35 protein-coding genes are annotated in these 25,376 nt (G+C 66.8%); 30 read left to right on the top strand and 5 right to left on the bottom strand.

Features of this window, described 5'->3' with window-relative positions; translation table 11 throughout:
• Window positions 1–45: 45 nt before the first annotated feature.
• On the bottom strand, window positions 46–417 hold the full coding sequence (locus MUG96_RS15975) for a sensory rhodopsin transducer (RefSeq protein ID WP_373222118.1): 372 nt from the start codon (window positions 415–417) through the stop codon (window positions 46–48).
• A 243-nt stretch (window positions 418–660) separates the two neighbouring features.
• Here MUG96_RS15975 and MUG96_RS15970 point away from each other — a divergent pair, with 243 nt between their 5' ends.
• The 25 genes from MUG96_RS15970 to secY are packed head-to-tail and all read left to right on the top strand — an operon-like array spanning window position 661 to window position 15,224.
• Window positions 661–1,530: a putative RNA uridine N3 methyltransferase gene (locus tag MUG96_RS15970; RefSeq protein WP_246984314.1), complete on the top strand. Its 870-nt coding sequence runs from the start codon at window positions 661–663 to the stop codon at window positions 1,528–1,530.
• A gap of 6 nt (window positions 1,531–1,536) precedes the next feature.
• Window positions 1,537–2,553: a 50S ribosomal protein L3 gene (locus tag MUG96_RS15965; protein WP_246984313.1), complete on the top strand. Its 1,017-nt coding sequence runs from the start codon at window positions 1,537–1,539 to the stop codon at window positions 2,551–2,553.
• Window positions 2,550–3,293 (top strand): 50S ribosomal protein L4, encoded by a 744-nt coding sequence (gene rpl4p / locus MUG96_RS15960; protein WP_246984312.1) that lies wholly within the window; start codon window positions 2,550–2,552, stop codon window positions 3,291–3,293. The genes MUG96_RS15965 and rpl4p overlap by 4 nt, the downstream gene beginning before the upstream one ends.
• Window positions 3,290–3,541 carry a 50S ribosomal protein L23 gene (locus tag MUG96_RS15955; protein WP_246984311.1) on the top strand — a complete coding sequence of 84 codons (252 nt, stop codon included), beginning with the start codon at window positions 3,290–3,292 and terminating at the stop codon, window positions 3,539–3,541. Before rpl4p ends, MUG96_RS15955 begins: the two co-directional genes overlap by 4 nt.
• 2 nt (window positions 3,542–3,543) lie before the next feature.
• A complete protein-coding gene (locus tag MUG96_RS15950) occupies window positions 3,544–4,275 on the top strand; it encodes a 50S ribosomal protein L2 (protein ID WP_246984310.1) in 732 nt (243 codons plus the stop codon).
• Window positions 4,272–4,694 (top strand): 30S ribosomal protein S19, encoded by a 423-nt coding sequence (locus MUG96_RS15945; protein ID WP_246984308.1) that lies wholly within the window; start codon window positions 4,272–4,274, stop codon window positions 4,692–4,694. Before MUG96_RS15950 ends, MUG96_RS15945 begins: the two co-directional genes overlap by 4 nt.
• Window positions 4,695–4,696: 2 nt before the next feature.
• Window positions 4,697–5,167 (top strand): 50S ribosomal protein L22, encoded by a 471-nt coding sequence (locus MUG96_RS15940; protein ID WP_246984306.1) that lies wholly within the window; start codon window positions 4,697–4,699, stop codon window positions 5,165–5,167.
• Complete coding sequence (locus MUG96_RS15935) at window positions 5,167–6,144, top strand: 30S ribosomal protein S3 (protein WP_246984303.1); 978 nt, start codon at window positions 5,167–5,169, stop codon at window positions 6,142–6,144. Before MUG96_RS15940 ends, MUG96_RS15935 begins: the two co-directional genes overlap by 1 nt.
• Window positions 6,141–6,350, top strand: a complete 210-nt coding sequence (gene rpmC / locus MUG96_RS15930) for a 50S ribosomal protein L29 (RefSeq protein ID WP_246984301.1) — start codon at window positions 6,141–6,143, stop codon at window positions 6,348–6,350. Before MUG96_RS15935 ends, rpmC begins: the two co-directional genes overlap by 4 nt.
• Window position 6,351: 1 nt before the next feature.
• The gene (locus tag MUG96_RS15925) at window positions 6,352–6,636 is read left to right on the top strand and encodes a ribonuclease P protein component 1 (RefSeq protein ID WP_246984299.1); all 285 of its coding nucleotides are present in this window, start codon (window positions 6,352–6,354) and stop codon (window positions 6,634–6,636) included.
• Window positions 6,627–7,001, top strand: a complete 375-nt coding sequence (locus MUG96_RS15920) for a 30S ribosomal protein S17 (RefSeq protein ID WP_246984297.1) — start codon at window positions 6,627–6,629, stop codon at window positions 6,999–7,001. Before MUG96_RS15925 ends, MUG96_RS15920 begins: the two co-directional genes overlap by 10 nt.
• Window positions 7,001–7,399 carry a 50S ribosomal protein L14 gene (locus tag MUG96_RS15915; RefSeq protein ID WP_246984295.1) on the top strand — a complete coding sequence of 133 codons (399 nt, stop codon included), beginning with the start codon at window positions 7,001–7,003 and terminating at the stop codon, window positions 7,397–7,399. The genes MUG96_RS15920 and MUG96_RS15915 overlap by 1 nt, the downstream gene beginning before the upstream one ends.
• Window positions 7,396–7,758, top strand: coding sequence for a 50S ribosomal protein L24 (rplX, locus tag MUG96_RS15910; RefSeq protein WP_246984293.1), 363 nt, complete (start codon window positions 7,396–7,398; stop codon window positions 7,756–7,758). Before MUG96_RS15915 ends, rplX begins: the two co-directional genes overlap by 4 nt.
• A complete protein-coding gene (locus MUG96_RS15905; protein WP_246984291.1) occupies window positions 7,755–8,501 on the top strand; it encodes a 30S ribosomal protein S4e in 747 nt (248 codons plus the stop codon). The genes rplX and MUG96_RS15905 overlap by 4 nt, the downstream gene beginning before the upstream one ends.
• Entirely contained in the window at window positions 8,501–9,037 is a 537-nt protein-coding gene (locus tag MUG96_RS15900; protein ID WP_246984289.1) for a 50S ribosomal protein L5, read from the top strand. The genes MUG96_RS15905 and MUG96_RS15900 overlap by 1 nt, the downstream gene beginning before the upstream one ends.
• Entirely contained in the window at window positions 9,034–9,228 is a 195-nt protein-coding gene (locus MUG96_RS15895) for a 30S ribosomal protein S14 (RefSeq protein WP_246984287.1), read from the top strand. Before MUG96_RS15900 ends, MUG96_RS15895 begins: the two co-directional genes overlap by 4 nt.
• Window positions 9,225–9,617: a 30S ribosomal protein S8 gene (locus MUG96_RS15890; protein WP_246984286.1), complete on the top strand. Its 393-nt coding sequence runs from the start codon at window positions 9,225–9,227 to the stop codon at window positions 9,615–9,617. Before MUG96_RS15895 ends, MUG96_RS15890 begins: the two co-directional genes overlap by 4 nt.
• A gap of 2 nt (window positions 9,618–9,619) precedes the next feature.
• Window positions 9,620–10,156 (top strand): 50S ribosomal protein L6, encoded by a 537-nt coding sequence (locus MUG96_RS15885; RefSeq protein WP_246984285.1) that lies wholly within the window; start codon window positions 9,620–9,622, stop codon window positions 10,154–10,156.
• Window positions 10,156–11,139, top strand: coding sequence for a 50S ribosomal protein L32e (locus MUG96_RS15880; RefSeq protein ID WP_246984284.1), 984 nt, complete (start codon window positions 10,156–10,158; stop codon window positions 11,137–11,139). The genes MUG96_RS15885 and MUG96_RS15880 overlap by 1 nt, the downstream gene beginning before the upstream one ends.
• Window positions 11,136–11,585 (top strand): 50S ribosomal protein L19e, encoded by a 450-nt coding sequence (locus MUG96_RS15875; RefSeq protein WP_246984283.1) that lies wholly within the window; start codon window positions 11,136–11,138, stop codon window positions 11,583–11,585. The genes MUG96_RS15880 and MUG96_RS15875 overlap by 4 nt, the downstream gene beginning before the upstream one ends.
• A gap of 2 nt (window positions 11,586–11,587) precedes the next feature.
• The gene (locus MUG96_RS15870; RefSeq protein ID WP_246984282.1) at window positions 11,588–12,145 is read left to right on the top strand and encodes a 50S ribosomal protein L18; all 558 of its coding nucleotides are present in this window, start codon (window positions 11,588–11,590) and stop codon (window positions 12,143–12,145) included.
• Window positions 12,142–12,777: a 30S ribosomal protein S5 gene (locus MUG96_RS15865; protein ID WP_246984281.1), complete on the top strand. Its 636-nt coding sequence runs from the start codon at window positions 12,142–12,144 to the stop codon at window positions 12,775–12,777. The genes MUG96_RS15870 and MUG96_RS15865 overlap by 4 nt, the downstream gene beginning before the upstream one ends.
• Window positions 12,777–13,241 (top strand): 50S ribosomal protein L30, encoded by a 465-nt coding sequence (rpmD, locus tag MUG96_RS15860; RefSeq protein ID WP_246984280.1) that lies wholly within the window; start codon window positions 12,777–12,779, stop codon window positions 13,239–13,241. The genes MUG96_RS15865 and rpmD overlap by 1 nt, the downstream gene beginning before the upstream one ends.
• On the top strand, window positions 13,241–13,747 hold the full coding sequence (locus MUG96_RS15855; protein WP_246984278.1) for an uL15m family ribosomal protein: 507 nt from the start codon (window positions 13,241–13,243) through the stop codon (window positions 13,745–13,747). The genes rpmD and MUG96_RS15855 overlap by 1 nt, the downstream gene beginning before the upstream one ends.
• Before the next feature lies 1 nt (window position 13,748).
• A complete protein-coding gene (gene secY, locus MUG96_RS15850; protein ID WP_246984276.1) occupies window positions 13,749–15,224 on the top strand; it encodes a preprotein translocase subunit SecY in 1,476 nt (491 codons plus the stop codon).
• A gap of 226 nt (window positions 15,225–15,450) precedes the next feature.
• Here the strand turns inward: secY and MUG96_RS15845 are convergent, their stop codons facing one another.
• Together MUG96_RS15845 and MUG96_RS15840 are read right to left on the bottom strand one after the other, a co-directional pair.
• Window positions 15,451–17,697, bottom strand: a complete 2,247-nt coding sequence (locus tag MUG96_RS15845; protein WP_246984274.1) for an amino acid permease — start codon at window positions 17,695–17,697, stop codon at window positions 15,451–15,453.
• Window positions 17,698–17,722: 25 nt separating this feature from the next.
• Window positions 17,723–18,148, bottom strand: coding sequence for a universal stress protein (locus MUG96_RS15840; protein WP_246984271.1), 426 nt, complete (start codon window positions 18,146–18,148; stop codon window positions 17,723–17,725).
• A 202-nt stretch (window positions 18,149–18,350) separates the two neighbouring features.
• On the opposite strand from MUG96_RS15840, the gene trkA reads away from it, so the two are divergent.
• From trkA to MUG96_RS15825, 3 genes are all read left to right on the top strand, one after another.
• Window positions 18,351–19,682: a Trk system potassium transporter TrkA gene (gene trkA / locus MUG96_RS15835; protein ID WP_246984270.1), complete on the top strand. Its 1,332-nt coding sequence runs from the start codon at window positions 18,351–18,353 to the stop codon at window positions 19,680–19,682.
• Window positions 19,679–21,169, top strand: a complete 1,491-nt coding sequence (locus MUG96_RS15830; RefSeq protein ID WP_246984269.1) for a TrkH family potassium uptake protein — start codon at window positions 19,679–19,681, stop codon at window positions 21,167–21,169. The genes trkA and MUG96_RS15830 overlap by 4 nt, the downstream gene beginning before the upstream one ends.
• 79 nt (window positions 21,170–21,248) lie before the next feature.
• Entirely contained in the window at window positions 21,249–22,793 is a 1,545-nt protein-coding gene (locus MUG96_RS15825) for a TrkH family potassium uptake protein (RefSeq protein WP_246984268.1), read from the top strand.
• On the opposite strand, the gene MUG96_RS15820 is transcribed toward MUG96_RS15825, so the two are convergent.
• Window positions 22,790–23,203, bottom strand: coding sequence for a DUF7975 family protein (locus MUG96_RS15820; protein WP_246984267.1), 414 nt, complete (start codon window positions 23,201–23,203; stop codon window positions 22,790–22,792). The two genes, MUG96_RS15825 and MUG96_RS15820, sit on opposite strands and share 4 nt — an antisense overlap.
• Before the next feature lie 112 nt (window positions 23,204–23,315).
• On the opposite strand from MUG96_RS15820, the gene MUG96_RS15815 reads away from it, so the two are divergent.
• Together MUG96_RS15815 and MUG96_RS15810 are read left to right on the top strand one after the other, a co-directional pair.
• Complete coding sequence (locus tag MUG96_RS15815; RefSeq protein WP_246984266.1) at window positions 23,316–23,963, top strand: adenylate kinase; 648 nt, start codon at window positions 23,316–23,318, stop codon at window positions 23,961–23,963.
• Between the two features lie 97 nt (window positions 23,964–24,060).
• Entirely contained in the window at window positions 24,061–24,957 is an 897-nt protein-coding gene (locus MUG96_RS15810) for a DUF106 domain-containing protein (protein WP_246984265.1), read from the top strand.
• 31 nt (window positions 24,958–24,988) lie between these two features.
• Here MUG96_RS15810 and MUG96_RS15805 read toward each other — a convergent pair whose 3' ends face one another.
• Window positions 24,989–25,357: an RPA12/RPB9/RPC11 RNA polymerase family protein gene (locus tag MUG96_RS15805; protein WP_246984264.1), complete on the bottom strand. Its 369-nt coding sequence runs from the start codon at window positions 25,355–25,357 to the stop codon at window positions 24,989–24,991.
• Window positions 25,358–25,376: the final 19 nt, after the last annotated feature.

The following is a 25,376-nucleotide window of genomic DNA, read 5'->3' as shown; positions in this document are numbered from 1 at the left end:
TGTCACCGCCTGTCAATCGCGCGCCGCTACGGAGGGGTCGTTCGGTCACTGTCCGCCAGCGTACGGGACCGTCGAGAGCAGTGCGTTTTCGGCCTGCCGGGAGTCAAGACGCGTGTGTTGACAGACGATCGGCTGGTCGGACTCGAGAACGCTGGCGAAGTCGGTACCTCGCGGGATCGGCTCCGGGTCGTCGAGGCCGTTGAATTTGACGTGGCACGTCCGCTCGGCGGGGACCCGCAGCTCGTAGGGACCGACCGGGTCCCTGTCGCCGAAGTAGACGGTCACCTCGACGTGGGCGTCCTGATCGGTGGGGTTGAGCAGACAGACCGTCTCGTGGCTGGTCATCTCGGAGTCCGGGCCAGTACTCGTTTCGGGGATGTACCCCTCCGCGATATCCCACCGGGTGCGTCCGATCAGGACTGGTGCGTACGCGACGGATTCCGATAAACGGTTGACGGCAAGTCCGCTCCGGGTACCGACGGGTCGTCACCGGTTCCCTGCGAACTCGTGTCAAAGTACCTGCGGAGTAAAATCGGCGTCGTAGCCGCTCACTGGCCCGTGTGAACCCGTCCCACCGCGCACGCAAAGCGGGCACTTTTTAAGAAGGGAGTCGAGTATCATTCGGCACAGTCTAGTGGCGTGGCGTGGAAGCGTCACGGCATGACAGTCAGCGTGCTCGTGCCGTCATCGCTGGTCCGGGAAGCCGAGGACAAACGCGAGGCGACTCGCAAACTCGGTTACGTCGCCCGCGCGGCGACGGTCTTCCGGGTCGACCGCCTCGTCGTCTTTCCGGACGACGCGGGCGAGAACCAGTTCGGTGGCGGGTTCGTCGAAACCGTGCTGCGGTACGCCGCGACGCCCCCCTACCTCCGAAAGGAGGCCTGGGGGCAGCGGGACGAACTGGAGTACGCGGGCGTCCTGCCGCCGCTCCGCGTCGCACCACGGACCGGCTCCGGTTCGGACGAATCGGGGTCGTTAAGACAGGGAATCGTGACCGAGGTCGGATCTGAGGGACGCGTCCGGGTCAATTGCGGACTGCAACACCCGATCTCCCTCGTCGTTCCTGACGGTATGGAACTCGGCGAGGGGGAGCGCGTAGCCATCAGGGTCTCTTCGCGACGGCCGGTCCGAGCGAAGATCGTCGACGACCCCCTCCCGGGGTACGACGTGATCGCTTCGGACCTCTCGACGGAACTCTCGCGTGACGACGCCGGCGTGCGAATCGCCACATCGCGGCACGGTCAGCCGCTTAGCGTCGGCCGGCTCGGCGACGTCGTCGCCGACACCGGCGAGCGAGGGATGACGGTCGCGTTCGGAGCGCCCGAGCGCGGCCTGCCAGCGATCCTCGACATCGACGTCGAGGCGGTACCGGGCGGGGAGACCGAGCGAGAATCGACGGTCGTCTCCGACGAACCGGATGGGACCCGGTTCGACCTCTGGCTGGATGCGATTCCGAACCAGGGCAGCGAGGTCGTGCGAACGGAAGAAGCGCTGTTCGCCGTCCTCGCTCCCCTCTCACTCACGGAGTGAACCAGAATGCCACAACCAAGCAGACCACGCAAAGGCTCGTTGGGCTTCGGCCCGCGTAGTCGTGCGGCCAGCGAGGTACCGCGATTCGGTACCTGGCCGGACGACGACGGACAGCCGGGTCTCCAGGGTTTCGCCGGGTACAAGGCCGGCATGACCCACGTCGTGATGATCAACGACGAACCCGACTCCCCCCGCGAGGGACAGGAGGAGACCGTGCCTGTCACCGTCGTCGAGACGCCGCCGATGCGCGCCGTTGCCCTGCGTGCCTACGAAGACACGCCCTACGGCAAGCGACCCCTCACGGAGGTCTGGACCGACGAGTTCCACAGCGAACTCGACCGGACCCTCGACCTCCCCGAGGAGCACGACGCCGACGGGGCACGCGAAGACGTACAGAACGCACTGGAGAACGGGAACCTGGCGGACGTGCGTGCCATCACGCACACCGTTCCCGACGACGTGCCGAACGTCCCCAAGAAGAAACCGGACGTGATGGAAGCCCGGATCGGCGGCGGCTCCCTCGAGGAGCGCGTCGAGTTCGGCCTCGACCTCGTCGAGGACGGCGGGGAACACACGATGAACGACGTGTTCCGCGCCGGCGAGTACGCCGACGTGGCGGGCATCACCAAGGGCAAAGGGACCCAGGGTCCCGTCAAGCGCTGGGGCGTCCAGAAGCGGAAAGGCAAACACGCTCGCCAGGGGTGGCGGCGCCGGATCGGTAACCTCGGCCCGTGGAACCCCTCGCGTGTGCGCTCGACGGTCCCCCAGCAGGGACAGACCGGCTACCACCAGCGCACGGAGCTGAACAAGCGCCTCATCGACCTCGGCGAGGGCGACGACGCCTCCGTCGACGGCGGCTTCGTCAACTACGGCGAGGTCGACGGCCCGTACACGCTGGTCAAGGGCTCGGTGCCCGGTCCGGACAAGCGCCTCCTGCGCTTCCGGCCCGCGGTCCGGCCGAACGACCAGCCGCGTCTCGACCCCGAGGTGCGCTACGTCTCCCAGGAGAGTAACCAAGGATGAACGCGACAGTACACGACCTGGACGGCGGCGACGCGGGCGAGGTCGACCTCCCCGAGGTCTTCGAGACGCCGCTCCGACCGGACCTCATCCGGTCGGCGGTGCTCGCCGCCCAGGCCAACCGGAAACAGGACTACGGCAGCGACGAGTACGCCGGCCTGCGGACCCCGGCCGAGTCGTTCGGTTCGGGCCGCGGCATGGCGCACGTCCCCCGAGAGGGCGGGCAGGCACGCCGCGTGCCCCAGACCGTCGGTGGGCGCCCGGCCCACCCGCCGAAGTCCGAGAAGGATCGCACGCAGGACATCAACGACAAGGAGCGGAAACTCGCCGTCCGGTCGGCCATCGCGGCCACCACCGACGCCGACGTCGTGGCCGAGCGCGGGCACGACTTCGACGACGACGTGGAACTGCCGCTGGTCGTCGACGACGAGTTCGAGGACCTCGTCAAGACCCAGGACGTCGTCGACGTGCTCGAAGCCCTCGGCATCCACGCCGACATCGAGCGGGCCGACGAGACCAAGATCAAGGCCGGGCAGGGGAAGGCTCGCGGGCGGAAGTACCGCCGGCCGAGTTCGATCCTCTTTGTCACCAGCGAGGAGCCCTCGAAGGCGGCCCGCAACCTCGCGGGCGCGGACGTGACGACCGCACGCGAGGTCAACGCGGAGGACCTCGCGCCGGGCACGGAGCCCGGGCGGCTCACCGTCTGGACGGAGAGCGCCGTCGCGGAGGTGGCGGACCGATGAACGTGCTCCATCACCCCCACGTCACGGAGAAGTCCATGAACAAGATGGACTTCGAGAACACGCTCGAGTTCATCGTCGACACGGGCGCCTCGAAAGGCGAGGTCGCTGACGCCATCGAGACGCAGTTCGATGTCGAGGTCGCGAACGTGAACACGATGGTGACCGCACAGGGAACCAAGAAGGCGACGGTGACCCTCGGCCCCGACGACGACGCCGAGGAGATCGCCAGCCGTATCGGGGTGTTCTGATCATGGGACGACGAATCCAGGGACAACGACGCGGTCGCGGTGGCCCCACGTTCCGGGCCCCGTCACACCGCTACAAGGCGGAACTGTCACACCGGAAGGTCGAAGACGGCGACGTGATCGCCGGCCAGGTCGTCGACATCGAGCACGACCCGGCCCGCAGCGCGCCCATCGCCGCCGTCGAGTTCGAGGACGGCGACCAGCGCCTCGTCCTCGCGCCGGAAGGCATCGGCGTCGGCGACGAACTGCAGGTCGGCGTCTCCGCGGAGATCGCGCCCGGGAACACGCTCCCGCTGGCCGAGATCCCGGAGGGCGTGCCGGTCTGTAACGTCGAGGCCAACCAGGGCGACGGCGGACGGTTCGCCCGGGCCTCGGGCGTCAACGCCCAGCTGATCAGCCACGACCGCAACGTCGCGGTCGTGAAGCTACCGAGCGGCGAGATGAAGCAGCTCGACCCGCAGTGTCGAGCCACCATCGGCGTGGTCGCCGGTGGCGGCCGTACCGAGAAGCCGTTCGTCAAGGCCGGGAACAAGCACCACAAGATGAAAGCGCGCGGGACGAAGTGGCCGAACGTTCGCGGTGTGGCGATGAACGCCGTCGACCACCCGTTCGGTGGCGGCGGCCGCCAGCACCCGGGCAAGCCGAAGTCCATCTCGCGCAACGCGCCGCCGGGCCGGAAGGTCGGGGACATCAGTTCCCGGAAGACCGGGCGCGGCGGGAAGGGTGGTAACGAATGAGTTCGGAATACCAGATCGGTCACGAGGGCGAGTTTACCTACCGTGGCCACACGCTCGACGAGTTGCAGGACATGGACCTCGACGAGGTCGCGGCACTGCTCCCCGCACGCCAGCGGCGAAGTATCGAACGTGGCCTGTCCGAGGAGAAAGAGAAGCTCCTCGAATCGGCCCGTGAGGCCGGCGAGGAGGAGACGGCCAACGACCCCATCCGGACCCACCTGCGCGACATGCCGGTGGTGCCGGAGATGATCGGCATCACGTTCGCGGTCCACAACGGCGAGAGCTTCGAGCGCGTCGAGGTGGAGCCGGAGATGCTCGGCCACTACCTCGGCGAGTTCCAGCTCACACGGACGGACGTCGAGCACGGACAGGCAGGGATCGGGGCGACCCGGTCCTCGAAGTTCGTGCCACTCAAGTAACCATGGGAATCAGCTACTCAATCGATCCGGACCCGGACACGACGGCGAAAGCGATGCTCCGGGAGCGGCAGATGAGCCACAAGCACAGCAAGGCCATCGCCCGTGAGATCAAGGGCATGACCGCCGGCGAGGCGGTCGCGTACCTCGAATCGGTTATCGAGGGCGAGCAGTCGGTCCCCTTCAAGTCTCACAACGCGGGCGTCGGCCACCGAGACGACATCGAAGGCTGGGACGCCGGTCGCTACCCCGAGAAGGCCAGCGAGGCTTTCCTCGACCTCATCGAGAACGCGGTCGGCAACGCCGACCACCAGGGCTTCGACGGCGAGGAGATGACGATTCTCCACGTCGCCGCCCACAAGGTCGGCGAGTCCCCGGGCCGCAAGCCCCGCGCGATGGGGCGGGCCGACCCGTGGAACAGCCCCGAGGTCGACGTCGAACTGATCCTGCAGGAAGCCGAGGAGGTGGAGGCCTGATGGCGGACGAACAGCAGTTCATCCGTGACGGTCTCCAGCGGACCCAGATCGACGAGTTCTTCGCCGACGAACTGGGCCGTGCCGGCTACGGCGGCATGGACGTCGCCAAGACGCCGATGGGGACCCAGATCGTCCTCAAGGCCGAGAAGCCAGGCATGGTCATCGGCAAGGGCGGGAAGAACATCCGGAAGGTCACGACGGAACTCGAGGAGCGGTTCAACCTCGAAGACCCCCAGATCGACGTGCAGGAGGTCGACGAGCCGGACCTCAACGCACGGATCGTCGCCGACCGGCTTGCCAACGCGCTCGAACGCGGCTGGTACTTCCGGAAGGCCGGTCACACGACCATCGACCGCATCATGGAAGCCGGCGCGCTGGGCGCGGAGATCGTCCTCAGCGGGAAGGTCACGGGCGCACGCTCACGCGTGGAGAAGTTCAACCGTGGCTACATCAAGCACAACGGCGAACCCGCCGAGGAGATCGTCGACCACGGGCAGGGCGTCGCGGTCATGAAGCTCGGCACTATCGGCGTCGACGTGAAGATCATCCCGCCGAACGCGGAACTCCCCGACGACTTCGAGATCTACGAGGACGTCGAGATCGAGGACTACGTCGCAGACGTCGACGAGGAAGGCGTCGAGGACCTCCTCGAGGGCGAACCCGAGGACGACGAGGCCGGCGAGGCCGAACCCGAGACGGGCGCGCCGCCCGAGGACGACGAGGCTGAAGCGGCCGACGACGAAGCCGAGCCCGACGTCGACGAGGAAGTCGTCGAAGAGGAGATCGTCGAGGAGGACGTCGAGGTTCCGGACGAGGAGCCCGACGACGTCGACATCGACGAACTCGACGAGGCCATCGAGTCGGAGGTCGACGAGGACGCCGAGGCGGAAGCCGAGGACCTGATGGACGAGATGGAAGACGAGGAGGCCGACGCCGAAGCGGAGGCGGACGCCGACGAGGAGGGTGACGACGAATGACCATCCTCCACGCCGAGGAAATCCGGGACATGACGCCGGCCGAGCGGCAGGCAGAGCTGGAGGACCTCGAGACGGAACTGCTGAACTCCCGGGCCGTCCAGGCCGCGGGTGGTGCCCCGGAGAACCCGGGGCGAATCAAGGAGATGCGTCGCGCCATCGCGCGGATCAAGACGATCCAGCGCGAGGAAGGCGACGTCGAACAGTAAGATGCCACTGACACCCGCAACCCTCACGCGACACGAACTCATCGGCCGGCCCGTCAGGGTCACGGCCGCCTCGAACCCCGACCTCGTCGGGATCGAGGGCGAGGTCGTCATGGAGACGACGAAGACGTTCAGTGTCGAGGGCGACCAGCGGGTGTGGCAGGTGCCGAAGGCCGACGCGACGTTCGCGTTCGACGTGGAGGGTGAGACGGTCACCGTCGACGGCGACGTGCTCGTCGCGCGACCGGCTCGACGCACGGAACGAACAGGTGATTCGAAATGGCGCTAGGACTCAACGTAGACACGCCGGAGGAGACCTGTTCCGACGAGAACTGTCCCTTCCACGGCACACTCGGTGTGCGTGGCGGGACGCTCGAAGGAACGGTCGCCTCCACAGACATGGACAAGACCGTCGTCGTCGAACGCGAGTACGACGTGAAGGTGCCGAAATACGACCGGTTCATGAAACGACGGTCGCGTGTGCCCGCACACGCACCGCCGTGCATGGACCTGTCGGTCGGCGACACGGTCCGTATCGCAGAGACACGACCGCTCTCGAAGACGAAAAGCCACGTCGTCGTCGAGCGGCTGGCCGCGGCAGATGCCGTGACGGCCGCCGAGGTGGCTGGCCCCAGCGACGGAGGTGACGACTGATGGAAGCGCTCAACGCCGACGTGACCCAGGGCCTGGAGAAGGGCTCGCTGATCACGTGTGCGGACAACACGGGCGCACGCGAACTGAAGGTCATCTCCATCACGGGCTATTCGGGAACGAAAAACCGCCACCCGAAGGCGGGCCTCGGTGACAAGATCACCGTCTCGGTCACCAAGGGGACGCCGGAGATGCGTCGCCAGGTGCTCGAAGCGGTGGTCGTCCGCCAGCGGCAGTCGATCCGCCGGCCGGACGGGACCCGGGTGAAGTTCGAGGACAACGCGGGGGTCATCATCGACGAGAACGAGGAGCCCCGCGGGACCGAGATCAAGGGCCCCATCGCCCGCGAGGTGGCAGAGCGGTTCGGAACCATCGCGAGTACTGCAACGATGATAGTATGACACGACAACCGAGCAAACAGCGAACGCAGACCGAACGCGCCTCGCTGCACGAGAAACAGAAGCAGGTGCGCGCGACGCTGACCGGCGACCTCCGCGAGGAGTACGGCCAGCGCAACGTGCGCGTCAACCAGGGCGACACGGTCGAAGTCATGCGCGGCGATCACGCCGGCGAGGACGGGGAAGTCGTCACGGTCGATCTCAAGCAGGGCGTCGTCCACGTGGAGGACGTCACGCAGGAGACGGCCGACGGCGAGGAGGTCCCCTTCCCGCTGGAGCCGAGCAACGTCCGCGTGACCGGTCTGGACCTGGACGACGACAAGCGGCGCGACCGGCTGGAGTCGGAGGCGGATAGCGCATGACCAAACACCAGAAGCGACTGTCGGTGCCGAACTCCTGGCCCGTCGAGCGCAAGACGGAGACGTTCACGGTCAAGGCCGACGCCGGTCCGCACGGCGAGGCGGGGGTTCCCCTGCTGATCGTCCTGCGGGACGTGCTGGGCTACGTGGACAACCGGAAGGAGGCCCGCTACGCTCTCAACCAGGACAACGTCCTGATCAACGGGAAGCCGGTCTCCGACGAGGAGCGCCCGGTCGGGATGTTCGACATCGTGGCCTTCGCCGAGCGCGAGGAGTTCTACCGCGTGTTCCCCGACGAGGGTGGTCGGCTCGCGCTGACCCCCATCGACGAGGAGAGCGCGGGATCGAAGCTCGGTAAAATCGTCAACAAACAGCACGTCCCCGGCGGCAAAGTGCAGCTGACGCTGCACGACGGGGAGACGCTGACCGTCGACGAGGACAGCGAGTACAGCGGGAGCGACTCGGTCGTCGTCTCGAACGACGACGGCGAGATCGTCGCCCACTTCCCCTACGAAGAGGGGGCGCTCGTGACCGCGGTCGACGGCGCACACGCCGGCGAGATCGGCGAGATCGACGAGATCCAGGTCACACCTGGGAGTTCGGCCAACAACGTGCTGGTCGAACAGGACGACGGCGACAGCGAGGCGTCAGCCGCAGAAGGCGGCGAAGCCGCCGGTGGCTTCGAGACGATTCAGGAGTACGTCGTCGTCATCGACGAGAACTTCACCGACGGAGGTGACGACTGATGAGTTCCGAATCGGACACTGGCGGCGCGGACTTCCACGAGATGCGCGAGCCGCGCATCGAGAAGGTCGTCGTCCACATGGGCGTCGGTCAAGGTGGCCGCGAACTGGCGAACGGCGAGGAGATCCTGGAGGAGGTCGCGGGCCAGCAGCCGGTCCGAACGACGGCCAAAGAGACCATCGGCGAGTTCGGTATCCGGCAGGGTGACGTGGTCGGTGCGAAGGTCACGCTGCGGGACGATGCCGCCGAGGAGTTCCTGGCGACGGCGCTCCCGCTGACGGAGCTGTCGGCGTCGCAGTTCGACGACACCGGGAACTTCAGTTTCGGCGTCGAGGAACACACGGACTTCCCGAGCCAGGAGTACGATCCGAACATCGGAATCTACGGGCTGGACGTGACGGTCAACATGGTCCGCCCCGGCTACCGCGTGGCGAAGCGCGACAAGGCGTCGCGCTCGATCCCGTCGACGCATCGACTGGACCCGGACGACGCGGTCGCGTACGTCGAGGCGAACTTCGACGTGGAGGTCAACGAATGAGCGAGAGCGAACCCGAAGTCGACGCCGAGGAGGCCGAGGCCGACGAGGATACCCAGACCCAGCGGCGAGAGCTGCGGTCCTGCCAGCGCTGTGGGCGCGAGCAGGGTCTGGTCGGGAAGTACGACATCTACCTCTGTCGGCAGTGCTTCCGCGAGATCGCACGCGGTATGGGATTCAAGAAGTACTCATGACAGGGAACGATCCACTGTCCGCCGCCCTTTCGGGGTTGAACAACGCCGAGAGCGTCGGACACCTGGAGCAGACGATATCGCCCGCCTCGAACATGATCGGGTCGGTACTCGAGGTCTTCTACGACCGCGGGTACATCGACGGATTCAGTTTCGTCGACGACGGCAAATCCGGCGAGTTCGAGGTCGAACTGAAGGGAGCGATCAACGAGTGTGGCCCGGTCAAGCCCCGCTACAGTGCGGGCGCCGACGAGTTCGAGAAGTGGGAGAAGCGGTTCCTCCCCGCCCGTGACTACGGGACGCTCGTCGTGAGCACCAGCCACGGTATCATGAGCCACTACGAGGCCCGCGAGGAGGGCATCGGTGGCCAGGTGATCGCGTACGTCTACTAACAATGCCACGAACAGAACTCGAAATTCCGGACGAAGTCAGCGCCGAGACGGACCACCTCGACCTCACGGTCGAGGGGCCGAACGGCAGCGTGACGCGACGGCTCTGGTATCCCGACGTCGACGTCGCCGTCGACGACGGCGGAGTCGTCGTCGAGAGCGAGGAGACAGACGCGGAGACGATGGCGACGCTCGGCACCTTCGAGAGTCACGTCAGGAACATGTTCCACGGCGTGACCGAGGGCTGGGAGTACGAGATGGAAGTCTTCTACTCCCACTTCCCGATGACGGTGCGGGCCGAAGACGGCGAGATCGTCATCGAGAACTTCCTCGGCGAGAAAGCGCCCCGGCGGACGCCGATCCACGGGGACACCGAGGTCGAGATCGACGGCGAGGAACTCACGCTCAGCGGCCCCGACATCGAGGCCGTGGGCCAGACCGCCGCCGACATCGAGCAGCTCACCCGAGTCAAGGACAAGGACATCCGGGTGTTCCAGGACGGCGTCTACATCACGGCGAAGCCGAACCGAGGTGACGCCTGATGGCCGACGACGAACCCGCGGAGATCGAGGACATCGCTGGCGTCGACCGCGAGACGGCCGCGACACTCCGTGGTGCTGGCTACGAGTCCGTCGAGGACCTCGCGGCGGCCGACCAGGACGACCTGGCCGAGATCGAGGGCATCGGCAACGCGCTGGCGGCCCGGATCAAGGCCGACGTCGGTGGCCTCGAAGTCGACGAAGAGGCCGAAGCCGAGGTCGAGGAGGACGCGCCCGCCGAAGACGAGGGCGAGGCCGACGAGTCCGAGTCGACCGACGACGCGGAGGACGAAGCGGACGAACTGGAGGACCTGACCGACATCAGCGGCGTCGGCAACTCGAAGGCGGCGGCGCTGGAAGGCGCCGGCTACCGGACGGTCGACGACGTCCGCGGCGCGAGCCAGGACGAACTGGCCGAGGTCGACGGCATCGGCAACGCGCTGGCGGCCCGGATCAAGGCCGACGTCGGCGGTCTGGAAGTCGACGAGGAGACCGAGGCCGAGGTCGAAGAGGAAGCGCCCGAGGCGCCCGAGGAGGACGTGGAGACGGAACTGCGTGCCCGCGGGCTGACCGAGAAGACGCCGGACCTGTCGGACAACGAGAAGCGGCTCCTGAAGGAGCGCGGGAAGGTGAACAAGCCGCAGTTCAACCGTCAGGACCACCACAAGAAAAAGCGCGTCTCGACGTCGTGGCGCCGCCCCCGCGGGCAGCTCTCGAAGCAGCGCCGCGGCATCAAGGGCAAAGGCGACACGGTCCAGGCCGGCTTCCGGACGCCGGAAGCCGTCCGGGGCAAACACCCGAGCGGCTTCGAGGAGGTCCGCGTCCACAACGTGGACGACCTCGAGGGCGTCGACGGCGACCGCGAGGCGGTCCGGATCGCCTCGAAAGTCGGCGGCCGGAAGCGCGAGCGCATCGAGGAACAGGCCGAAGAGCAGGGCATCCGGGTCCTGAACCCGACCTACGAGGAAGTGGAGGTCGACTCATGACGAATCTGAGCGCACAGAAACGACTGGCGGCGGACGTCCTCGACGTCGGGAAGAACCGGCTCTGGTTCGACCCCGAAGAGCAGGGCGAGATTGCGGACGCGATCACCCGCGAGGACATCCGCGAGCTGGTCGATCAGGGTATCATTCAGGCCGACGAGCCGTCGGGGAACTCCCGCGGTCGCGCACGCGAGCGCGCCGAGAAGCGGTCGTACGGCCACCAGACCGGTCCGGGCTCCCGTCGCGGGAAGGCCGGCGGTCGGCAGAACGAGAAAGACGAGTGGCGGAACCGGATCCGCGCCCAGCGGCGGCGGCTCCGCGAGCTCCGTGACGACGGCGAGCTGTCGAGCTCGGCGTACCGCAAGCTGTACGATCAGGCCGGCGGTGGCGAGTTCGACAGCGTCGACGACATGGAGCGGTTCATCGACGAGCAGTACGGAGGTGAGTGACTATGGCAACAGGACCACGATACAAGGTGCCGATGCGGCGTCGCCGCGAGGCCCGAACGAACTACCATCAGAGGTTGCGCCTGCTGAAATCCGGGAAACCCCGGCTGGTCGCTCGGAAGAGCAACCGGCAGACTATGGCGCAGCTGATCGTCACCGGGCCACAGGGTGACGAGACAGTCGCGAGTGCACAGTCGACCGACCTGGACGAGTTCGGCTGGGAGGCCCCCACCGGGAACCTGCCGGCCGCGTACCTGACCGGCCTGCTGGCTGGAAAGCGCGCGGTCGCGGCCGGGTTCGAGGAGGGCGTCCTCGACATCGGACTCAACTCCGCGACGCCCGGCAACAAGGTGTTCGCGGTACAGGAAGGTGCGATCGACGCAGGGCTCGAAATCCCGCACAACGACAGCGTGCTGGCCGATTGGGAGCGGACCCGCGGCGAGCACATCGCCGAGTACGCGGAGAGTCTCGACGAGGAGCTGTACGGCGGCGACTTCGACGCCACGGAACTGCCCGCCCACTTCGACGAGGTGCGGGAGACACTGATGGAGACTGAACTATGAGTACTGACGGATGGGAACCACGAACCCGTCTCGGACGGAAGGTCCGGGACGGCGAGATCGATTCGATGACGGAGGCGCTGAACTCCGGCCTCCCGCTGAAGGAGCCGGAGGTCGTGGACCAGCTGGTCCCGGACCTGCAAGACGAGGTCCTGGACATCAACATGGTCCAGCGGATGACCGACTCCGGCCGCCGGGTGAAGTTCCGGTGTGTCGTCGTCGTCGGCAACCGCGACGGGCTGGTCGGCTACGCCGAAGGGCGTGACGACCAGGTCGGCGGCGCGATCCAGAAGGCCATCGAGGTCGGCAAACTGAACCTCATCAACGTCTCCCGGGGCTGTGGGTCCTGGGAGTGTGGCTGCGGTCGCCCGCACACGGTCGCGCTCCGGACGACGGGCAAGGCCGGGTCGGTCGAGGTCGAGCTCCAGCCGGCACCGCGCGGGCTGGGCCTCGCGGGCGGGGAGACCGTCCGCCACGTGCTCGAACTCGCCGGTATCGAGGACATCTGGACGCGCAGTTCGGGGAACACCCGCACCACGGTCAACTTCGCGAAGGCGACGTTCAACGCCCTCCGGAACACGGCCGAGGCGCGTGTCCCCCAGCGGACGATGGAGAAACGCGAGGTGATCGAGTGATGCAGGCGCTCGTCCAGGTCCGCGGTGAGGTGAACATGGATACTGCAGTGGCGGACACGCTGGAGATGCTGAACGTCCACGACGTGAACCACTGCACGTTCGTCCCCGAGGAAGACACCTACCGCGGGATGATCACGAAGGTCAACGACTACGTGGCCTACGGCGAGCCCAGCCAGGAGACGGTCGAGACCCTCCTGCGTCGCCGCGGCGAACCCCTCGAGGGCGACGCCGACATCGACGACGAGTGGGTCGCAGAGCACACCGACTACGACGACATCGCGGGACTGGCCTGGGGTCTGCTCTCCGAGGAGACGACGCTCCGTGACGCAGGACTGGCGCCGGCCATCCGGCTGCACCCGCCGCGTGGCGGCCACGACGGCGTGAAGAAGCCGACCGCCGAGGGCGGCCAGCTCGGGAAACACTCCACCGAGGAGATCGACGCACTGCTGGAGGCGATGCGATAATGACGAGCAAGAAACGACGACAGCGCGGCTCGCGCACGCACGGCGGCGGCAGCCACAAGAACCGCCGCGGCGCCGGCCACCGGGGCGGGCGCGGGCGTGCGGGCCGTGACAAACACGAGTTCCACAACTACGAACCGCTCGGCAAGTCCGGCTTCAAGCGCCCGGAGAAGTCCCAGGAGGAGGTCGCGGAGGTCGACGTCCGCGAACTCGACGAGGACGCGCCGCTTCTGGTCGCGGACGACCTCGCCGAGGAGACCGGCGGTGGCTACCGCATCGACGCCCGCGAGGTCGTCGAGGACGGCCACGAGGTCGACGCGGTGAAGGTCCTCGGGAGCGGGCAGGTCCGCAACGAACTGGACGTCGTCGCGGACGCGTTCTCCGAGAGCGCCCGCGAGAAGATCGAGGACGCCGGCGGCAGCGCTGAGCTGACCGAACACGGCGAGGAGCGCAAGGCCGAACGCGAAGCCGACACATCTACGGAAGAGGAGCAAGAAGGGGCGGCGTAACATGGGTTGGAAGGAGACAGCGGAACCGATACTCACCCGGATGCCGTCCGTCCGTCGCCCGGAGGGGCACGTCCCTTTCAAGCGGAAGCTGGCGTGGACGGCCGGCGTTCTGGTGCTGTATTTCTTCTTGACAAACGTCTTCCTCTACGGGCTGGGGACGGGCAGTGGCGACCTGTTCGGTCGCTTCCGCTCGATCCTCGCCGGGGGACAGGGGACCATTCTGCAGCTGGGGATCGGGCCCATCGTCACGGGCTCCATCGTCCTGCAACTGCTCGGCGGTGCGGACCTGCTCGGACTGGACACGCAGAACAATCCGCGCGACCAGGTCCTCTACCAGGGCCTCCAGAAGCTACTGGTCATCGTCATGTGTGTCCTGACCGGGTTCCCGATGGTCTTCGCCGGCAACTTCCTGCCGGCGGACCCGCAGGTCGCCCAGCAACTGGGTATCGGGCTGCTCGGCGTGAAGTGGCTGATGTTCCTGCAGGTGTTCGCCGGCGGGGTGCTCATCCTCTTTATGGACGAGATCATCTCGAAGTGGGGCGTCGGCTCCGGCGTCGGGCTGTTCATCATCGCCGGCGTGAGCCAGTCGCTCATCGGCGGTCTGGTCTCCGTGCCGGCGCTGGGCGCCCAGCAGCCGGGCCTCATTCCCACGTGGATCTCGATCCTGCTCGGGAACGCGAACACCGGACCCCTGCTGAGTCCGAGCGGGCTCCAGGTCCTGCTGTTCGGCCAGGGGCAGATCATCGCGCTGTTCACGACGCTGTTGATCTTCGTGATCGTCGTGTACGCGGAGAGCGTCCGCGTCGAAATCCCGCTGAGCAACACGCGGGTGAAAGGTGCACGCGGTCGCTTCCCGGTGAAGCTCATCTACGCGAGCGTCCTGCCGATGATCCTCGTCCGCGCGCTGCAGGCGAACATCCAGTTCCTCGGCCGCATCCTTCGGGCACAGCTCGGCAACGGAATGCCGGCCTGGCTGGGGGTGTACTCCTCCGGCCAGCCTGTCGGCGGCCTCTTCTACTACCTGGCGCCGATTCAGACGCCGGGCCAGTGGATGTGGTGGCTCGGGCAGACGAGCGCGACGCCGCCACAGATCATGGCGCGGGTCGCCGTCGACCTCACCTTCATGGTGATCGGCGGGGCCATCTTCGCCATCTTCTGGGTGGAGACGACCGACATGGGGCCGGAGGCGACGGCCCAGCAGATTCACGGGTCCGGGATGCAGATCCCCGGCTTCCGGCAGAACCCACAGGTCATCGAGACGGTCCTGGAGCGGTACATTCCGCAGGTGACGGTCATCGGCGGTGCGCTCGTCGGCGTCCTCGCCGTCTTCGCGAACATGATGGGGACGGTCGGTGACGTCTCCGGGACGGGCCTGCTGCTGACGGTCTCGATCACCTACAAGCTCTACGAGGAGATCGCCGAAGAACAGCTCATGGAGATGCACCCCATGATGCGCCAGATGTTCGGCAGCGACTGAGGCGGTCGCCGACTCCCTTTCTTCTCGACATTCGGACGGCGAGTGGTAACACGGTCCGCGGCGAACCGCAATGACGTGAGCGTCGACCCATGGTCGGATGGCCCGCGGGACGACACGGACGACCTCGACCGCCCGCACAGACCGTGGCCGGTCACGTCATGGCGGGCGGTCCGTTGAGGGCGGTCGAACGAGATTCCGTCCGGGTTACCCAGGTCCGGCCCGGGCGTCACCCGAACAGTCGTTCGAGCAGCGACCGGGGGCGTGCTTTCTCGGCGAGCAGGACCGAACAGTCCACGTCGTCGACGACGTCGAGGACGAGCGAGCCGCGGACGAGGCGTTCGAGCAGCCCCTCCTCAGTGGCGCCGATGACGAGCAGCGAGGTGTCGGCGGCGGCGGTCTCGATTGCGGTCTCGACGTCGCCGGTCTCGACGCGGAGCGTGGCGTCCCCGAGGTCGTGGTCGGCGGCCCACTCGGCGAGGAACTGCTCGCCGGCGTCCTGGTCGTCGGCGACGTGGAGCAGGGTGATCTCGGAGTCGAATTCAGCTTCGAGCATGTTGGCGACAGCGGCGGAGAGGTCCGAATCGGGACCGCCCGCCGTGGGGACCAACAGTCGCGACGGATCGAACCCGCGGTTCTTGTACACGAGGAAGTCACAGGGGAGGTCGTGAGCGAGTTCGTCGATAGCGCTTTCGGCACGACCGGGCGAACCGTGGGAATCGGGGCCCCAGCCCATGACGACCATGTCGGCGTCGTGGGTGCGGGCGGCGGTGAAGATCTCCTCGAAGGAACGGTGCGAGAGGATGGTCCGGGTCTCGACCGGGACGTCGAAGGTCTCGGCGTCGGCCCGGGCCGCCCGAAGCAGGTCGTCGGAGTGTGCGTCGAGCTGGTCGACGTGTTCGGCCCCGTACTCCAGCGTGGTCTGGTCGGGGACGGTGACGATGTGGACCGCGTCGACGGACCCGCCGCGCTGTTTCGCGATGGCGCTGGCGAGCGTGATGAGGTCTTTCTCGTGTTCGGGGTTGGCCAGCGGGACCATCACGCGGAAGTCGCCGCCGTCGGGCTGGACGCCGGCGGCGGCCGAGACGGCCGCGTCGGGCATCGTCTCCGAGCGCGAGAGGATGTACTGGCCGAGGATGCCCTGTTTGTCGGCCCGCGTCCGTACATAGCCCAGATACCAGACGATGCCGAACCCGACGAAGGCGAGACTGAGCGCGATTTCGATGGGCGCCATGAACGCGATGAGGCCAAAGGAGAGGACGGCCCCCAGAATCGGCGTGAACGGATACAGCGGCACTGTGAAATCCGGTTGGTACTCGGGCACGTCGGCTTCCCGCATGACGATGAGCGCGAGGTTCATCAGCCCGTAAACGATGAGGTGGAGGACGCTCCCGGCTTTCGCGAGCGTCTTGATATCGCCCACGGCGATGAACGCCAGGATGAACGCGCCGGTGACGGCGATAGAGCGGTACGGCGTGGCGAATCGGGAGTGAATCTCGTTCAGCCAGGCCGTGATCAGTTTGTCGCGACCCATCGCGAAGTTGATGCGCGAGGACGCGAGGATGGATGCGTTCGCGCTGGAGGCAGTCGCGAGCAGACCTGCAAAGAGGATGAGGCCGCCGCCGACGACGGAGAGTCCGAGGGCGTTGCCGAACGCGACCTCCGCCACGTCGATGACGGGCGTGCTCGACTGTGCGAGAACGTCCCAGTTGATGACGCCCATCAGCACGACCATGATGATCGCGTACATGACCGTCACGATGACGACCGAGCCGACGATTGCCAGCGGGAGGTTCCGGCCTGGGTTCTTGATCTCCTCGGCGACGGTCGTGATCTTCGCGAACCCGAGAAAAGAGACGAACACGAGCGCCGTTCCGGGGAGCAGCGAGTCCAGACCGAAGGGGGCGATGGGCGTCAGCGTCGAGAGGTCCGCGCTCAGCGCCCCGAGGACCGTGAACACGGTCAGGATGGCGACCAGCGTGACGACGATGATGTTCTGCAGCCGACCGGTCTCTTTCGCGCCGACGTAGTTGACGAGCACGAACGCCGTCCCGGCGACCAGGGCCGCGACCTGGGTCGGGTCGAGGACGAGGACGACGAGGTCGAGACGCGGGATGGCGACGAGTTCGATCAAAAATCCCCCGAACCCGATCATGTAGAACGCGGAGGCGAATGCCAGCCCCATCCAGTTGCCCATGCCGGCGATGGAGCCGAACAGGGGGCCGAGCGCGTGATTGACGTAGTAGTAACTGCCGCCGGCCTTCGGCATGGCGGTGCCGAGTTCGCTGGCCGACAGCGCGGTAAACAGCGAAATGACGCCGCCGACGACGAACGACGCTGCGACGAGCGGGCCGGCGACGCCAGCAGCCTCACCGGGCAACACGAATATCCCCGCCCCGATCATTGTCCCGACGCCGATAGTCAGCGCCGCGAGCGGGCCGAGGTCCTTCGCGAGTTCTTCGTCGCTACCGCTCATCGGTCTGTCCCCACTGGTTTGATCGTCATTCTTCCTCGCTCACGTCCGGCAGGACGACTACTGGGCGGTCGGTTTTATTGACGAGGTCCATCGCCACGTCACCGGTCAGCAGTCGGAGCCACCGGCTCCCGCCCCGCGGCGTGAAGATGATCGCCGTCGCGTCGACGTCGGCAGCCGCGTCGAAGATCGCGTCGGCCACGTCCGTGTCGTAGCGGATCGTGGTCTCGACCTCGGTCACGTCGCCGAGGCGGTCGCGGACGACCGCGAAGGCATCCTCGGCCACCAGTTCGCGCTGTTCGACGGAGGCCTTGTCCGGCGCGCCGCCGGCTTTCTCGACGACGTTGCAGGCGACCACGGACGCGCCCACGTACGGTTCGATGGCCCGGCAACTGGCCTCGGCGTCGTCGTCGTTTGCGACCGGAAGGAGGACGCGCTCAAAGACGTCACTCATCGTCGGAGTCGCGTGTGTCGCGCGGTTCGCGCACGTCACCACCCGCTCCGTGGACGGCACTGTCGGTCATCGTTGTCCGGTTGTGGCCCCACCGGCATTAAGTTCTCGCACACGGCGCCGTGATGGGGCCAGAGAAAGGGAAATCCTCTTCCCGAAGCGCTCGGAACGTGTGCGGCATGACAGCGGCGTCGGGTGATCGACCGTGCGCGTGATCGTCGTCGGTGCGGGACAGGTCGGTTCGAGCATCGCGGAGAGCTTCGCGGACACGCACGACGTGGTCGTCGTCGACATCGACGGGAGCCGCGTGGAGTCACTCAACTACTCCGTCGACGTACTGGCTATCCAGGGTGACGGTCGCGACCTCGACACGCTGGCGGAAGCCGGCGTACAGGACGCGGACATGGTCATCGCGAGTACCGACATCGACGACGCCAACATCGTCACCTGCGGGACGGCCTCGGCCGTGTCGGACGCGTTCACCATCGCCCGGGTCAAGCGCCCCCAGTACCTCCGGGCCTGGCAGCGCTCGCACACGCCCTTCGGCGTCGACTTCATGGTGTGTACGGACCTGCTGGCAGCGAAGACCATCGTCGGCATCATCGGATTACCGACTGCACAGGACGTGGACATGTTCGCGGACGGCCTCGTCCAGATGACCGAATTCGAGATTCCGGCCGAGAGCCCTGTCGCGAACCAGACGGTCCGGGAGGCCGACCGCTTCGAGTCGCTGACGTTCGTCGCCATCATGCGCGACGAATCGGTCGTCATCCCGCGCGGGGACACGACGATAGAACCGGGCGACGACGTCGTCGTCATCGGCAGTCCGGAGAGCACGCGCGAGTTCAGCGCCGCGATAGCGCCCGAAAAGGACGGACCGGACGACATCGTCGTCGTCGGCGGCGGGGAGATCGGCTTCCAGACGGCTACCCTGCTCGAAGAGCGGGGGTTCACCCCGCGGCTCGTCGAACGCGACGAGGAACGCGCCCGCTGGCTGGCCGAGAACCTCCCGAAAACGACGGTGATGCACAGTGACGCGACCGACCAAGAGTTCCTCGAACGCGAGAACGTCGACAGGACCGACGTGTTCATCGCCGCCCTGGAGAACGACCAGCAGAACCTCCTGGCGACGCTGCTGGCGAAGCGGATCGGTGCCGAGCGGACCATCGCGGTCGTCAACACCGGTGACTTCACCGACATCTTCGAGGCCGTCGGCGTCGACGTGGCGGTGAGTCCCCGGGAGGCGACCGCCGAGGAGATCATCCGCTTCACCCGCTCGCGCCGCACCGAGAACGTCGCCATCATCGAGGGCGACCGGGCCGAAGTGCTCGAAATAGAGATCGGTCCCGACAGCCTCCTCGCCGGGCGCACGATCCGGGAGGCGGCCGACGACCTCCCCGACCGGGTCGTCATCGGCGCCATCGCCCGGGACGGCGAGCACATCACGCCACGCGGTGATACGAAGGTCCGGGTCGGCGACCACGTCGTCGTCTTCGCCGCCGGTGGCGTCGTCGGCGAAGTCACGAAGTCGATATGAGAACTCGGGTCGACTGGCGCACCAGTCTCGCGCTGGTCGGCACGGTCCTGAAGATGCTGGCGGTCCCGCTTCTCGCCGTCGCGCTCGTCGCACTCTGGTACCGGGAACCGCCGGTTCCCTTCCTCGCGACGGCCGTGCTCTCGGCCGGGCTCGGATTCGGCCTGGAACGGCTCGATCGCGACGAACTCGGCCTGCGGGAGGCGTTTCTGGTGGTCTCGCTGACGTGGCTGGCCGTCGCGCTCGTCGGGATGGTCCCGTTCGTTGTCGTCGGGTCGGGGGTGTTCAGCCAGCCCAGCAACGCCCTCTTCGAGAGCATGAGCGGCGTGACGACGACGGGCGCGACGGTCATCGTCTCCTTCGAGGCACACGGGCAGGCACTCCTGCTGTGGCGGGCGGTCCTCCAGTGGATCGGCGGGCTGAGTATCCTCGTGCTGGCGGTCGCGTTGCTTTCACAGCTCTCCGTGGGAGGTGCTCAGTTGATGGAGACCGAGAGCCAGACGAACGACGTGACGAAACTCACGCCACGCATCGCCGAGACGGCACGCATCATCGGCGCGCTGTACGTCGCCCTGACCGCCGTGATGGTGGCCGTTCTTCTCGGACTCGGACTGGTCGGACTCGCGCCGGAAATGACACTCTACGACGCGGTCGCGCACGCCTTCACCGCGGTCTCGACGGCGGGCTTTTCCCCGCGGGCCGAAAGCATCGGCGCGTTCTCACCGGCCGTCCAGTGGGCCGTCATTCCGTTCATGTTCCTCGGCGCGACGAACTTCGTCCTGCTCTACCGGCTGACGCGGGGGGATCTGACGCGGCTCCGCCGGAGCGACGAGTTCCGGTTCTACGTCACGGTCCTCCTCACGTTCACCGGACTGACCGCGGTCTTCCTGTGGTTCGACGGCCAGTTCGCGACCGTCGAACGGACGGTTCGGCACGCCCTCTTCCAGACGGTCTCTATCGTCACGACGACCGGCTACGCGACGGTGGATTTCGACATCTGGTCGGCGGCCGCGAAGCACATCCTCTTTCTCGGGATGTTCGTCGGCGGCATGGCCGGCAGTACGACCTGTTCGATCAAGACCCTCCGCTGGCTCGTGGTCATCCGGGGACTGCGCCGTGACCTGTTCACGCGCGTTCACCCCGAGGCCATCAGGCCGCTCCGGGTGAGCGGACAGGTCGTGGACGAGGGGGTCGTGCGCGACGTGTTCGCGTACACGCTGTTGAGCGTCCTGATTTTCGGCCTGACGACGGTCTTTCTCGTCACGGACGCGGCACGGGTCGGCCTCGCGCTCGGGGAGTTCGAGGCGATGGGGGCCGCGGCCGCGACGTTCCTCAACATCGGCCCGGCGTTCGGCTTCGCGGGACCGTACGGGACCTACGAGCCGTTCTCGGCCTCGACGAAGCTCACGATGACTGCGCTGATGTGGATCGGTCGGATCGAGGTCATCCCGGTGCTGGTCGTCCTCTCGCCGGCGTTCTGGACGTCCTGAGCGGGTCATATCCACTCGGACTCGTCGTCGGAGAACGCAGGATTCATACCGCGGCCGACAATCGCTCAGGTGTATACCGATGGCGCTGTCCGATACGGTCCGCGTCGACTGGCGGGCGAGTCTCAGTCTCGTCGGAAGTGTCGTCCGCTTTCTCGCCGTGCCGCTCACGTTTCCGACCCTCCTCGCACTCTACTACGGCGAGGATCCGCTTCCGTTCCTCGTGACTATCCTCGTCGCGGTCGGCGTCGGCACGCTCATGCAACGGCTCCGGCCCGACCCGGACCTGGGTCACCGCGACGCCTTCCTGATGGTCGCGCTCACCTGGGTCGCAGTGCCGCTGGTCGGCATGCTCCCCTACCTCGTCGCCGGGCAGGGGACGGTCGCCCACCCCGTCAACGCCCTGTTCGAGAGCATGAGCGGGTTCACGACGACCGGCGCGACCGTGCTCGGCGAAATCTCCTTCGAGCAACACTCCCGGTCGATGCTCATGTGGCGCCAGGTCACCCAGTGGCTCGGCGGCATGGGGATCGTCGTCCTCATGGTCGCCATCCTCCCCGAACTCTCGGTCGGTGGCGCGCGGCTCATGCAGGAGGAGTCGCCGGGGCTGTCGGTCGAGAAACTCACGCCGCGCATCCGCGAGACCGCTCGCGCGCTGTGGCTCATCTACATCGGCCTCACCGTCGCCTGTTTCGCGGTCTACTTCTCGCTGAACCTCCTCGGACTGGCGCCGAACATGGGCCTCTACAACGCCGTCGCCCACGCGCTAACGACGCTGCCGACCGGCGGCTTCTCGCCGGAGGCGCGGAGCATCGAGGCGTTCACGCCCATCGTCCAGTGGGCCGTCATCCCCTTCATGATCCTCGCCGGGGCGAACTTCGCGCTGTTCTGGTACGTCATCCGGGGCCAGCCCGAGCGGCTGATTCGCAACGCCGAGTTCCGCTCGTACCTGTTCGCGATGGGCGTCGTGGTGACACTGCTCGCCGGCCTCCTCTTTCTCGGGTTCGGGCTGGAGACGATTCCGGAGAACGTCGATACCATCGCGGGCAACGCCGAGAACTCGCTCCGGCAGGCCACCTTCCAGGCCGCGGCCATCGTCACGACGACCGGGTACGCGAGCATGGACTTCAACACCTGGAGCCAGTCGGGACAGACCATCCTTTTGTTGGCGATGTTCCTCGGCGGGTCCGCGGGGTCGGCAGCCGGGTCCATCAAGATCATCCGCTGGTACGTGATCCAGCGGTCGATCCGCCGCGAGCTGTTCTCGACTGTCCACCCCGAGGCCGTCGAGGCCGTCCGCGTCGACGACAGCATCATCGACGAGGAGACCATCCGCGGGCTGTTCGTGTTCACGTTCGTCTTCCTGACCATCTTCGCGCTCTCGACGGTCCTCATCTTCCTCGACGCGAACCGGACTGGGATCGCCCTCTCGACCGGCGAGGCGATGAGCGTCGCCGTCGCGACGCTCGGTAACATCGGCCCCGGGTTCGGCGTCGTCGGCCCGATGAACAACTTCCTCCCCTTCTCGGCGCCCGCGAAACTCTACATGGTCCTGCTCATGTGGATCGGCCGGCTGGAGATACTCTCGGTGCTCGTCCTGTTCTCGCCGTCGTACTGGCGGAGTTAGTCCTCCACGACCAGTCCGTACCCTGCGCCGGCCTCGAACACGTCGAGAAAGAGCCGGTCCACGAAGTCGGCGGCGTGCTTCGGGTCCGCGATGGCCGAGACGTGGACGACGCCGTCGCCCGCCTTCCGGGTCGCCGGCTGTGCGATCTTGAAGACGGTGAACTCCCCGAGGAGGTCGTCGAGCCGGTCGCGCTCCGCGTCGGTCAGTTCGACGGTTATCTCGCGGTCCTGGTAGTCGACGAACGGGCGAGTGGCGGTCGAGTCGTTCCCGCCACCGTCCCCACGGTCATCGTCCCGCTCGGCCCCGGTAGCGAACAGGACCGGTTCCTCGCTTCCGGCCTGCCGGTGGGCCGTGATGGCCTCGGCGATCCGCGCCCGTCGCGTCGCCGCGTCCGCGTTCGAGTCGGTCATACTCCCCGATACGCGGCCGAGCGACAAAAGGACGGCCACCCGCATTTGTGAACGAGCCACACGACTGTCGAACTCCAACAGGTAGAAGTCGGGGCGTGGAGAAGCCGGCAGTATGGCGCAACCGCACGTACTCATCCTCGGGCCGCCGGGAGCGGGCAAAGGCACACAGAGCAGCAACATCGCGGAGACGTTCGGCGTCGAGCACGTCACCACGGGCGACGCGCTCCGGGGCAACAAGGACATGGACATCTCCGACATGGACACGGAGTACGACACGCCCCGCGAGTACATGGAAGCGGGCGATCTCGTGCCGGACGCGGTGGTCAACGCCATCGTCGACGAGGCGCTCTCACAGGCCGACGGCTTCGTGCTGGACGGCTACCCGCGCAACATGGACCAGGCCGAGGAACTCGCGGACATGACCGACCTCGACGTCGTTCTCTCGCTCGAGGTCAGCCGCGACGAACTCGTCGACCGCCTGACCGGCCGCCGGGTCTGTGACGACTGCGGCGCGAACTTCCACGTCGAGTTCGAGCCGCCCGAGGAAGAGGGCGTCTGCGACGAGTGTGGCGGCGAACTCATCCAGCGCGACGACGACAACGAGGAGTCCGTCAACAACCGCCTGGACGTGTTCGACGACAACACCGCGCCGGTCATCGACCACTATCGCGGCGACGACGCGTTCGTCGAGATCGACGGCGAGCAGACGCCGGACGAGGTCTGGGCCGACATCGAGGCGGCCATCGAGGAGCAGACCTGAGCCTCGCCGACGACACGGACGGGCGTCTCGTCGCGCGGCCGCTATCGCGGGGCCAAGGTAAAAGCTTGATTAGCGGTGGTGTCCTAGCGAGTCGGTAATGGCACGGACAGCGAACAAAGTAGAGGACCTCGCCCGGGAGGACGGGGAGTTGCTCGAGGCGCTCGAAGCCGTCCTCGACGTGGCCGAAGACGAGGGGACCGTCGAGTGGGCCGACGTGAGCGACCGGATGACCAGCGGCCAGTGGGGGCGACTCATCGAGAAAGGGCTGCTCGTCGACGCCGGGGGCGACGGGTTCGTCGTCGACGACCCCGACGGCGTCCGGGAGGCGTTGTCCGACGACGAGGTCGAGGACGCCGCCGACTTCAGTTCCGACGACGACTCCTCGTGGTCGCGATACGACAAGTTCGCGGCGCTCGGCGCGCTCGCGATGTTCGGCGGCTACTCCATCCCGCCGGTCCGGGACACCATCGGCTCCGGGCTCAACACCATCTTCGGGCCGCTCGAGACGATGCTGCCCTTCTACGTCGTCATCATGATCCTGTCGGTCCTGACGGGGCTGTACTCGACGCTGTTGCAGGCCAACCTGATGGACATGGACAAGATGGCCGAGTACCAGGAGCAGATGCAGGCCATCCAGGAGAAACGCAAGGAGGCCAAGGAGCGCGGCGACGACGAGGCCCTCGACAAGATCAAAGACGAGCAGATGGACGCCATGGGCGACCAGATGGGGATGTTCAAAGAGCAGTTCCGCCCGATGGTCTGGATCATGCTCTTTACCATCCCGGTGTTCCTCTGGATGTACTGGAAGATCCTGCCGACCGGGAGTGCGGCCGTCTCGCCCAACTCGATGGTCATGCCCCTCATCGGGAGCATCGAGTGGCAGACCGGCGTGCTCGGCCCGCTCCAGGCCTGGATCGTCTGGTACTTCGTCTGTTCGATGGCGTTCACCCAGGTCGTCCGGAAGTCGCTGAACATCCAGACGACGCCGACGTAGCGGTCCCCACCTCGTCAGTTCCTCCCGGCTCTCAGTTGTAGTCCCGCCACCGGTTTCCACAGTCCTGGCACTTGAAAAAGCGCGTCGGCGGTTCGTCCGCCGAGCCGGTCTGTTTGATCGTGTACCAGGCTTTCCCGTGGCCGCACTCGTCGCAGGTCACGTCGTCGGCGGTCGGTTTCCCCTCGAAGTCGGCCCCCTCTTCGGTTTCGATCACGTCGTCATCGCTCTGTTCCTCGGTGCTGACGAACTCGGCGGCGGCCTCCTCGTCCTTGGCGACCCGCGCCCCACAGGACTTACAGACCATCTCGTCGCCACCACCGGACTCCGTCCGGTTGTCAGTCGAACTCCGTTCGACGCTATCGGCGTGCATCATCGAGCCGCAGTCGTCACAGAACTGCATACCCGGGCCGTCGTCGCCG

Origin of the sequence: Halorientalis marina, from assembly GCF_023028345.1 — an archaeon.
GTDB classification, from domain to species: domain Archaea; phylum Halobacteriota; class Halobacteria; order Halobacteriales; family Haloarculaceae; genus Halorientalis; species Halorientalis marina.
Note: the sequence above shows the minus strand (reverse complement) of the source record. Positions and strands in the feature narration are given on the sequence as shown.